1 protein-coding gene is annotated in these 11,995 nt (G+C 51.1%); it reads right to left on the reverse strand.

Annotated features, from left to right (window positions below):
• Positions 1 to 129 precede the first annotated feature (129 nt).
• Positions 130 to 11,898 carry a Ser-Thr-rich GPI-anchored membrane family protein gene (locus DCW36_RS01230; RefSeq protein ID WP_114783759.1) on the reverse strand — a complete coding sequence of 3,923 codons (11,769 nt, stop codon included), beginning with the start codon at positions 11,896 to 11,898 and terminating at the stop codon, positions 130 to 132.
• Between the last annotated feature and the right edge of the window lie 97 nt (positions 11,899 to 11,995).

The following is an 11,995-nucleotide window of genomic DNA, read 5'->3' on the forward strand; positions in this document are numbered from 1 at the left end:
CACAGCCTCTGCTGTGTACAGGACGTGCCTGCACAGAAACAAAAGGAGGAAACCAGCCTAAACCGATTTCCTCTTTTGCTTACTCCCTGTTGCTGAATTCACAGCCAGTTTACACCTGAATACATCAGGCTAGTACTTCACCACCCTTTGCACCGTAATGGTATTTCCTATTTCTAACCGGATCAGGTATATGCCCGTCGACTGGTCAGCGAGATCAACTTCCACGGTGTTACCTTTACGAAGGTCAATTGGCAGGGATTTTAGCTCAGCGCCATCCATGCGGAAGATCGTGAGCTTGCCTTGCTCCTGCTTGTAGCCGTGCGCAGTTACCCGGAACCTGTCTCTTGTTGGGTTAGGATAGACAATGAGCTGTTGGGCCTCACAATTTTTGCAGTCGTCTATGCCAACAGTCCCGCCGGTTGTACCACCCAGAACAGATCTGCCCCGGTAGGTAACCAATGTCTGGCCAGGGTAGCTGCCCGTGAAGGTTACCGGCACCACCGCAGATTCTCCGACTACTTTAAAGCTGATAGAAAGCAACGTTACATCTCCTTTCGGAAGATTACTAAGCGCACCGGCGGCAAAACTGATCCGGCCCGTCCTGTTGTCTACCATGTTCAGCAGTTCGACAGGCAGTTGGGTACCGGCATTTGCAGCTGTTACCTGCAGCACCTCCGGATCAAAGGCCAGGTGGACTTCGGCGCCATCTATCTCCTGCTGATTCGCATGAAGCATCACCGGCAGACTGAACTCATCTCCCACCTGGTGAACCTGCCCTGGTTTCACCAGTTCCATAAATACTGGTGAAGTAGCCAACAGCACGCCCATGCCGTTCAGCTCCTCCTCCCGGCCTCGCAAGTCTTCGTAGGAAGTAGCCGTAACTTCATCGCTGCGCTGGTTAAAGCTGCCCGACAACAATGAGAAATCCAGCAGGGTAACCTGTTGATCTTCATTAAAGTCGGCTCTGTCGTCGTAGCCGCTGCTTTCCTGCGCCAGATTGTAAGTAGATGCCAGCACACTGAAGTCAGTAATTGTAACCTGGTCATCGTTATTGGCATCCCCCTCTTTCAGTTCTCCGAAATTAATCACATTCTCGCCCGGAGCGAGTGTGGCGGCACGTGCATTCCTGAGCGTATGGCTGTTTTTCACCGTCACCACATAATTTCCTTCTGCCACCCAGACATCATTGATCGAGAAATTACCCTGTTCGTCCGTTGCAGGAGTGTAAGACGCAACAGGGGTTGTTTGTCCGGCCGGGAAAACATCCACATGAAGCGGCGCCTTCCAGTTGGCATGCGGAGCCTCCGGCCTACCCTGCAGCTGCACATTACCTTTCAGCACAATGCCCGGAGTAGGAGCAAGATTAACGACTACTTTTACAGCATCAGTGGAAAATAATGCACCGTCATGAACAACCAGCAGGAAGGAATAAGTCTTGCCCTGGTCGGAGGAGGTAACCGAAAAGAACGGATTAGCCTTGTTGGGAGCGAAAAGGGTTACACCTTCCGGAGCAATCCATTCGTAGGTCAGTTCGTCGGGATCCGGATCTGAAGAGGTTGAGCCGTCTAATGTTACAATGCCGGCAGCTGTAACGGTGATATCCCGACCAGCATTGGCAACAGGCGCCCGATTGGTTGACTGCACGGTCCAGCTCACCGAAGTTTCCCCGGTCCCCGCCATTCCACTGCTATGCTTGGCGAATGGCTGCAGGTCGAAACTCAGTTGGTAATTACCCGGCAGGTTGCCTGCGCTGCTTAACCCGGAAACACTGTAGACCGTGTCGTTTACCATCGCAAAACTTAAACCTTCTGTATCTACAGCCGTTCCGTTTCTGGTGAAGCGAATGGCATCCGGGAACGCTGTATCGCTCAGCAACTTCGCATTGAAGGCAAGCTGTACGGCATCTACCTGTGTGCTGATCGTTTGATTTGCCTTAAACTTCCATTTTGCTGAAAGCGGCACCTGGTCGATAAACAGCTGTTTCTCTGCAGTTCCCACTCCTCCGTTTACACCTGTGGCGGTTACCTTAATGCCGGTACTGCCGCCCGTTCGTAAGGTAACCGGTATGGAGACAGCTCCGGCAGCAGCGTTTGCCACAGTTTTCAGAACTACCTCCCCGCTTAAATCAACCTGCGAAACAGTTACCTGCGACGCCTCGTCGCTCAGGTTAAAGGTTACGTCCAGCGACAGGCCGGATGTAACGCCATCCGAATCGGAGAAGCCACGGTCCGGGCTTACAGCTAAGGCTGTGATGGCCGGTGCAGCAGAACGATTCACCGTCCAGGAGAGTGCCTGTGTACCCGTACCGGCATTACCAATGGCATCTGTAAAGCCTTCCAGGTTAACAGTAAAGCTATATTCGCCATCCGGATAAGTCAGCATGCTTAAGTTATTGACTGTCCAGGTCTGCAGGTCGGTGTTTGACAGCTGGTCTATTGCCAGCGGCAGCACCTCCCCGTTCCGCGTCAGCGTTAAGGAGGCCGTGTTGAAACCTTTTACATCTTCGTTGAACTCCATATTTACAGAAGCTACGTGCTGCGCATCAATGCCACCTGTTGTCGATTTTTCCAGGCGCACGACCTGCGGTCCGTTGTTATCCACTGTCAGCTGTACCGACTGCACTTTCATACCTGCTACCTGGTCCACTGATTTTATCGTTGGCAGGTCCACCTCCAGCATATAAGTTCCGCTTTCGGTCAGGATGCGGCCCAGCCCCGAGAGGTAGAAGAGCTGCTTGTCTGCCCGCACCGAGTCGATGGTAAGCAAGCCATTTTGCAGCACCTCCCCCTTCAGTACCCGGAACTTCTCAGGACCGGCCGTAGTCTCGTCGATTGGCAGGTTGAAGAGTACCTGTATGGTATCGAACGCAGCAGCTATGTTGCCTTCCGGAAGCCCCTGGAAGGCCTGCACCGCCGGCACCGTCAGGAACTGCGACCAGGTAAACTGTTTCCCGGTTTCGCCGCTGGTGCCATAGCTGTCCTGCACACCGGCAGCCTGTACCGTTAAGTTGTAGAAGCCGTTTCCGGAGGTCAGCGCAGCAACATCAACTGTGAAAGTAGCTGTATCAACTTGTGAAACCACCACGGAGTTGTCGATGATGTTCGGACCTCCCTGGAAAGTCAGGCTCAGATCTTCGTAGGTGAAGGTGGCAGGGTCGATGCTCTTGTTAAATTTAACAGTAAGCGTTTGCACCTGTTCGGAGGTGATTTCCTCAGCTGGTCCTTCGATGCTGACCACCTCCGGCACATCCTGGTTTCTCGGGCTCCAGACAACAGTATAGGTAACCGGTTCTGTAGAAGCGAACTTATCCACGAAATGGAATTTATTTTCATACACAGGCGGACGGCTAACCGGTAAAGTTACAAACGTGAGCCAGGCGTTGTCGAGCGGAATCACCTGCCCATCGCTGCGGGTCACGCTTACCAGGTCGTATTTCCTGTTGCCCGGATCAGCAAGCCTGATGTAATTCCATCCGCTGCCGGAAGGCGTTACTGTAAGCGTATTGGTAAAGGCAGGCCCTGCTACCGCAGCGGAGAAATTGCCGGCTGCTGCCACCGCTACCTGTTCGGTCCGGTTGCCTTGCGAGAAGTAGATCATATCCGGCGTATCATCAGCATCGAAATTGTCATTCACCAGAAAGTCGTTGATACCATCTTCTGATGCGCCATAAGCCCGGATACTGCGGGTAAGTTCATGCAGCTGCACGCCTTTCACCAGGCTCAGCTCCGGATTGCCGAAGCTGTTGGCATGCACCACGCTGGCTTCGTAGCTCACGAACTTACCCAGCAGGGAGCTTGTGAAGTACCACTGCCCGATACGTGTTTGCAGTGCCGGAATAGTGCCGAAGTTGATATCGGTGACGCCCAGCTTTTTCGGTTGCCCCTGGAAGTTGGAGCCTACAATGTTGAAGTTGATGGCCAGTCCTTTTTCGTTTTCGACAACTTTAGGCTGCGCCGAAGATATCATCATGTTCACCGCCGGCCCGTAGCCCTGGTTCTCTACCATCACGGCCAGTTCGGCAGGAACAGATGGTTCGATTTCAGGTGAAGTAAGGGCGTCATCCCCCAGGATGTTGCGCTCCATAAAGTAGTGCAGCATCAGGTTCGGACTAGGGTTTACAGTGAGCGGAACGTCAGCCAGTGGGAGGTTTACCATGGCCTGTGCGTATGGATCGAAATAGCGTACGGTGCCACCAAAGTTATACACCTTTGGTACTGTAGGCGCCGCACCTTGTTCCGGAATGAACAGGAACTTCACGATGCCATTCTGCTGCGAAGCAATGGCGCCGTTTCCGGCTACATCAGACAGGTTGGTCAGGCTCTTGGTCTGGATTTCGAACACCCCGTTGCTTGGCACACCGTTTTCATCCGTGATCTGGATGTCAATACTTATTAACTCCATCGGATCGGTTGGGTGGCCGTTGAAAATGTCAAGCGTACCTTCAAATGCTTCGCGGGTCATGGTGAGCTGCTGGCTGAACTGCACTTTTACAGAGGCGCAAACGGCATTCTTCTGTCCGTCCAGAATTTGATCCAATGATTCCCTGTTCTGCATGAACATATCTTCCAGAGATGTATAGCCCTTGCTTACAGCTTCATCATAGGCAGTTTTTAAAGCATAAGACCTGGTTTGCACCTGGTTCCAATTGATGATGTCAGGATACTGTTCATTTGGTGCCAGCACACCTGCCTCCAGCGCCTCTATGGATGTGTTCCAGCGGGTAAAGAAAGTCCGGATAGTGCTCTGGGGAATTTCGTATCCCTGCATGGCGGCCAGTATGGAAGTTTGAACTGCTGCCGGAATAGAATCTAAAGCAGTTATATAACCTTCCAGTTTCGGTTCAAGATCTTTCCAGGCATCGCTGTCAATCATGGTTCCGAAATATTCCCTTGCCCATGCTTCACGAAGTTCGTAAGCACTGAGCACAAACTGCAGGTTATCTCCAATTTCATAAAATACTGCCCCCAACTGATCGCTGGCAGCTGCTTGCTGCATGCCAAACACGTTCATGCTACCACCCGCGGTTTCCGTAGCTGCGCAGGTGTTTATGGCATCAATGATTCCTTTAGGACAGCCAATCCAGGGTGGCACCAGGTCAGGTATACAAGGAATGTAGTCAATGGCACCTTTTTTGGCCAGGATATTACCCAGTACGCACGTACCAGTGGCAAGCCCTGTTCCGGCAGGTCCGGCACAACCGGCGGCTGCTCCGGCTATAGCATTGATACACTCAACGCAACTGCTCTTACTTGTTTCATACTCGGGCGTTTTGCCAGTTCCGGTATATGTACCATTGGTAGGACATATGGCACAGGTAGGAGTACCTGTGCCTACACCGCCACCACTACCAGGATTTATGACGATAGGAGTACCAGTACCTGTACCTGTGCTGGTACATGACCTCCCCGAGTAAGAGAACATTGTTCCTCCCTTTTGCCACAGGCCTGTCGAAATGTTACAGGTGTACCAGTACACCACACCGGCAAAATCCTGGCAACTCAGGCTTTGCTGGGCGGCCATTGTGCTGTATTGCGATGGAGCCATGCCCAGGAAGTCAGAAATGGCCTGCACAGACGGTCCGCCTGGCAATGGCTCACCTTCTTCTGCACTCGCACGTCTGCGCATAATTACCGGCACCTGTATGCTCTGCTGGGCCAGCAGCCTGGCAGGCTGGTAGTTTGTCACAAACTCATACTCCGGATCTGTTGTTGGCAGGTTCAGTGCCACATCTTCGGCTGCAATAAGCCCGTGGTTCGTGAGTGTCACTTTAAAGGCATACACCTCACTGCCCGATAGCTGCGGCATCACTTTCGGCATATCAATCGTTACTACCGGCATGGGAACATTCGTTTCGAAGGTAGCCTCCAGCGTAATGTCATACTGGTCTTCTATGGCTGTCGGCACAACCGACCAGCTAAAGGTGATGGCCTGGTAATTGAGGAAAACAGATGTTTCGGTAGTTCCCCCCGGGTTGATCGTGATAGTACCATTGTAAGGCAGGTGTTTGTCTTTCTCAACAATAATGCGGTGCTTTCCTTCCGGAATGTCTGCTGCCGTAAACACACCGGTGGCATCTGTAACGCCTTCGGCATACACCACGCCTGTAAAGTAGTTTTTCACCTGCACGCGGGCTCCTGCTACTTTAGGCGCCCCTTCCGAATAGTAGGTAAACTGGTTTGTTACATCCACTTTGAGCGTGCCTGCAGATTCGGATTTCTTTTCGAAGGTGAATGGAATATTTAAAGCGTTACCGTTCTGCGCTTCGATCGCGACGCTGCCTTTTACAGGGTAATCGAAAGGTACTTCTGCCAACGCCATGAATTTAAGGATAACAATGGCTGTGTCGCCGCTCGACATGGAAGGCAGGCTTTTTGGTGTAACTGTCGTCAGCCAGTTTACCTGGGGCAGCCCAACCGTAATATTGCCGGTCGTACCCACACCTTTGTTAACCAGCTTTACCTCCACTAAGCGCTCCCCTTTGCTGGAAGAGGCAGCAACATGCAGCTGGCTTACATCTGCTACAAGGTAGGCACCAGGTGCCTGGCAGAAATAGAATACGTCCTGCCGCTGCAGCGTTCCCTCCTCCGAAACGGCATTCAGGCTGGCCACCTCAAAATCAGTGCCTGGCGACAGCGCAGAACCAACAACGGCATAAGGAAGGCTGATCGTAGCATTTCCGGCAACAGCAGCAAGTGTATCGAACAAAACTTGCGCTCCATTCGGCAACGTGACGGGTGCCAGCGTAAAATCAGTTAGGGTTCTGTTGCTAAGGTTATTTATGGAAAGTGCACCTTTCAGGGTGTCTCCCAGCACTACCCGGAACTGCGGAATCTGGCCACTATTTATTCTCACCCCAAGAATATCGAAGTTATCCTGCTGTGCAGTGACTCCCATGCCCGGGAAGCTAGCACCTACTGTGTAAGAACCGGCTTCGTTGGCAAGCGGAACAAACCGGGTGCTGTAGTTACCGGAACCGTCGGTGGTAGCTGTTACAGTTCTGCGCAAGCCGTTGGTGATAACGTACACTTCCACTGGCTCATTAGCCGCTGCGGCTCCATTAAACTTAGTGGCTGTGCCTGTTACCGGAACCGGCTGCCCTTTCAGGTAATACTCACCGCTCACGCTGGCCGTTGCCGTATAATCCGGGTTAATTCTGAAGGTAGCTGGAGCAGACGTGTTATTTGTAAGCAGCAGCTCCGTCAGAGTTGAAGCCGGGTTCACCCAGTAGAGCAACTTGTAATCGCCTGGCGTATTTGGCGCCTGCACCGCGTTCTGTACCTGAACAGTTTGCCCTGCCGGGATTGGATTTGCGATAACATCTTCAGAAACCTGCTTGTCCGAAGCATCGATCACATCGTCTTTAGACAGGTACCCACGCACCACCACTCCGGTTGGCGCAGTCGCAAAACCTGAGTTTTTAACCGATACTGTATAGTTAAACAGCGCCTTGGCCTGCACATTGGCATTTGGTAGGCTCACGGCAGTAAGCTGCAGATCGGGGATATTCTGGTCTGATACCATTACCCAGACGGTACCGGTAGAGAAGCCGCTGGCAGTGGCATGGAAGTACACCTGCTTGTTGCTGTCGGTTACGCCGTCGTTCACGGTGGTAACCGGTACATCCACATAAGCCTGGCCAACCGGAATTACAACAGTGGCAGGCACGGTGGCTTCATTCGTATCAGACGAAGTAAGATTCACGGTCAGGGCAACATTGGCAGGCGTGTTACGCGTTACACGAAGTTGGCCTGCATTGGCAAAACCTTCCGGCAGGGTAAGCTGACTGGCCGTTAAGCTTAAGGCAGGACCATCGTTATCTGTTACGGTTAATGCTGCAGAAACAGAACCTGAAGAGGTAGCCGGAGCATTACAGCCGCAGGAATTTACAAACACGGAGGCAGTTACCTGCACCTCCCGGTCACCATCTGCCAGCGTGTTGTCTACTACACCAATGGTAAAGGTCTTTTCATTTTCATTGGCTGCCAACGGTATAGAGGCTGGTAGTATAAGGGTATTGGGCAGGCTGGCCGACAGGTTTGCCGTAAAGGCGGTTGAGCTGCTCTGCGCAGTACGGCGCAACGTTGCCTGTGTGGCAAAAGCACCACCATCTTCTGAAACCGTACTGGTGTGAATGACCAGCTCAAGGCCCGGCACATCATCGTCTTTTACCAGTATTGTGGCACTGGCCGATTCATGATTGGAAGCGCCTGCGTTTATGGTCACAGGTAAATCCACTTCCGGAACTGCATCCTGCTCCAGGTTTACAACTACATCTGCAAACAGGCTGCCTGCCGGAATAGTAACAGAGGATGGTACCGGGAAACGGGTCTGGCTGCTGGAGTTGAGGAACACCTGCAACGGCTGAGCAGGAGCAAGATTGGTCGTTATCCGGAAAGTCGGGCTGGTACCTTCCATGGCATCTGCAGGCAGATTAGCAATTGTCAGAGAAGGCTTATCGTTATCAAGGATAGTAACAGGAGCTGAGGCAACCTCAAAACCCGTAGCAGCAACACGCAGTACATCCTGTACAGGGCCTTCCGTAAGATCATTGTTTGCAGCCGTTACGATGAAGGTAGCACTGGCATTACCGGCCGGTATGGTTACTTCCGAAGGGAAGGCAAATCGTGCAGCGTTCGTGAGACTTACTGAAATAACCAATGGCGCTGTAAACGCTCCTGTTCTGCTGACTTTCGCCGTAACTCCCGGACCTCCCTCTGTAAGTTCAGCTGCTGATAGCTCAAGGGAAAGCAGTTTTTTCGTGGTCCAGGGTGTTTCCTGAACAGCAGTATTATTCGCCTTGCCGCCAGGTACTTCTCCGATAGCAGGGTCCGGTAGTAGTTCTACTACAAAAACTCCCTGGTCACCAACATTCATTTGTGCCGGAATGGTTACCTCCCTGTTTCGCTCAAGCACCTGACCAGGAGCCAGCACATCGTTATCTGCAAAAGCAGCTTGCTGAAGCAGTGTCCTGTTCTGACCGGTTGCCGATTGCATGTAAAGGCGCTCCGTCCAGTTAATAGCAGACTGACCTCCGCCCACGTTTTCTACTTTCCAGGATACAGCTACTATCTCGCCAGGAGATACCACTGTTTTGTTGGCTGTTACACTGTGTACACTTAAATCAGGAGCAGGCACATGGTTGTTTATGCTTAAGGTAAACTTTCCTGCGCTTGTATTATTTCCTTCCACAACGAGGTAATACGTATTACCTGGCACCAAACCTTTCTTACCAAAAGAAATAGTTGATCCGGCAACCGAGGCGCCTATCACATTATCTTTAGCAGCTAACAGGTGCATTTTAGCCTGAAAATTAGCGACTATTGAGAAACTAACGGAATCGGAGACTTCAGGCACCCTAAAGGAATAGAAAATATCCGGAGCTGGTTGGTTGCCCGTTCCGGTAAACCGGTCTGAGTAATGAGTGGTTGTATCAGTAAGCGTAAAGGGTATGGAGGCAATAGCTACAGCTGTTTCAAACGTATCCCCGTTCCTTGGTGCACTGATACTAAACTGGCTGTTGCTCGTATCAGAGACACTGCTATACGTGAGGCTTGTAATTCTGACCAGCACCTGGTCTGATGTAACGCCGGATGGAATTGTCCAGTCATAGAGGCCTGAATTTGCGGCAGATTCCGTGACAACAGTCCAGGAGGCGCCATTCGTAGCAGAATACTCTATTTTCACAAAGGTGGAAGCTGCTAAGGCATTGGATGTCCACCTGATTTGTTTTACCTGCCCGTTATACCACTTTTCGCCTCCATTAGGGCTCATAACGGTAATGGTGGGTTTTGAGATGGTAAACGCACTGTTACTTACATCCTGGATAGCAGGATCAAGTACGTCCTGAATTTTTAGCAGGTAAGTACCGGGGTCGGCTTCCGCTGGAATACTCCAGTTATAAGTACCTGTGTTGCTCACGTCGCCAGCAATTTCCGTCCAGATAGTACCATTGTCTGCTGAAAGGCTGATCATTAACTTTCTGGAAGAGGCCAGGCCCTGGGAGTTCCAGCGGATAGTGCTGGTGGTTCCGGTAAACCACACTTCTCCGCCATTCGGAGCGGTTACTTCGATACCGGGCTTAATAACAGTGAACACTGCGTTGCTGTAATCAACAATAGAAGGATCTACAGCATCCTGAATCCTGATCAGGTATGTAGTACCCGGAGCAAGCGTAGTTGCTAACGTCCAGTTATAAGACTCGTTATTCGCAACAGCTTCTACAACGGTATTCCAGGTATCGCCATTGTTGGCCGAGTAATCGATACGTACGTTGGGCGAGTAGGCGCCGTCTTTTTTCCAGGTGATCAACTTGTTCTGGCCAACATACAGCACTTCTCCGCCATTCGGACTGGTAACACTGATGGACGGCTTCACCATCCTGAAAGCCACATCATTGGAATCGCTGATAGACACGTCGTTTTCGTCGCTGATTCTGATAAGTGCCTGTTCAGACGGAACTAAGGACGAAGGAATTGTCCAGTCATAAGAACCTGTATTAGTCACTAAAGCAACCAGTGTCCAGGTATCGCCATTATCCGGAGAGTATTCTATTTTGATTTTTGAATTGCTCATCCCAACATTTGTCCAGCTTATTCTTTTGGTCTGGCCTATGTACCAGCTTTCATCTGTATTGGGACTGGTAAGCGATAGAATGGGTTTGGCAATCGTGAAAGGTACATCCGAAGAATCGTTGTTTGCAGGATCAAGTACATCCGATACCTTGATGTAAGAATTGGCAGACGGAACCGTACTGTAAGGAATTGCCCAGAAATATTGCCCTGAATTTGCAGTAGAAGCGATGATGGTCGTGTATGTTGCACCACCGTCCGACGAAAGCTCTAGCTTCACATTCTCCGTAGTACCCATTCCGGCCCACTGAATCGATTTGGACTCTCCAATATACCACACCTGCCCATCGTTCGGTACTGTAACACCTACTATCGGTTTGGTAATGGTAAACGGTAAACCGTTGGTGTCTTTGCTGTCCAGATACAACACGGATGAAACCCGCACCAGGCATTGCGAGGAAGTCGAAACGTTAGGTACAGTCCATATATAAGAGCCGGAATTAGAAACTGCTTCTGCTATGGTGCTCCAGGTTTCTCCCAGGTCAGCCGAAAATGCTATATCTACCAGTGCATCACCCGGAAGCCCGGTCGTTGTCCAGGATATATTCTTGTTTTCACCGACCAACCAGTTTTCGTTGCCGGTGTTCGGGTTTGTTACCTGAATAACCGGTGCTTTGATAACAAAGGGGGCATTGTTCGTATCGTTGATATCAGGATTTGACTCCGCGCTTACCCTAATAAAAGCATTGGTGGTAGCCTGGTCAGGAACTACCCAGTTATAGGATCCATAATTTCCCTGCGATTCCCTTATGACATGCCAGACGCCATCGCCAAGCGAATACTCCAGCTTCACATTATTTACCGGAAGATTGGAGGCGCTCCACCGGATTGTTTTCGTTTCGCCGTAGTAAAAGCTTTCTCCCGGGGCAGGAGCTGTTACTGTAATAACAGGGTCATTGTTGATGGTAAAGAAGTCATCGCTGTAGTCCATTCTGCAGCTGTTGCTGTACTCATAAAGCTGAATCAGACACTTGGAGGATATCAGATTAGAAGGCAGCAGCCATTCAAATGATCCGGTGTTAGGTACGTTGTTGGCTGCCGAGCCTGCATTGTTTCGCACCCAGTCCCAGTTCGCTCCGCCGTCAGTAGAATACTTCAGCGACACATTGCCTACAGTGCCAACTGTGGTCCACTTTATTTCCTGAAGCGTACTGGATGAAAAAGTTTCCAATCCGTTTGGAGAGGTCAGGGCCAGGTAAACTGCTCCTCGCGACACGGTAAAGTTGGCATCGCTGGAGTCGCTGACGGCAGCATTGTAGTAGGACTGCACTTTTACCCTGAACTTGTCTGTGGCTACTGCAGGAACTGTCCAGTTATAAGACCCGCTGGTGCCCGACCCGGTGTAAACATCTGTTATATAGGTCCAG

The organism is Botryobacter ruber (assembly GCF_003347595.2).
In the GTDB taxonomy this organism is placed as follows: Bacteria; Bacteroidota; Bacteroidia; order Cytophagales; family Hymenobacteraceae; genus Pontibacter; species Pontibacter ruber_A.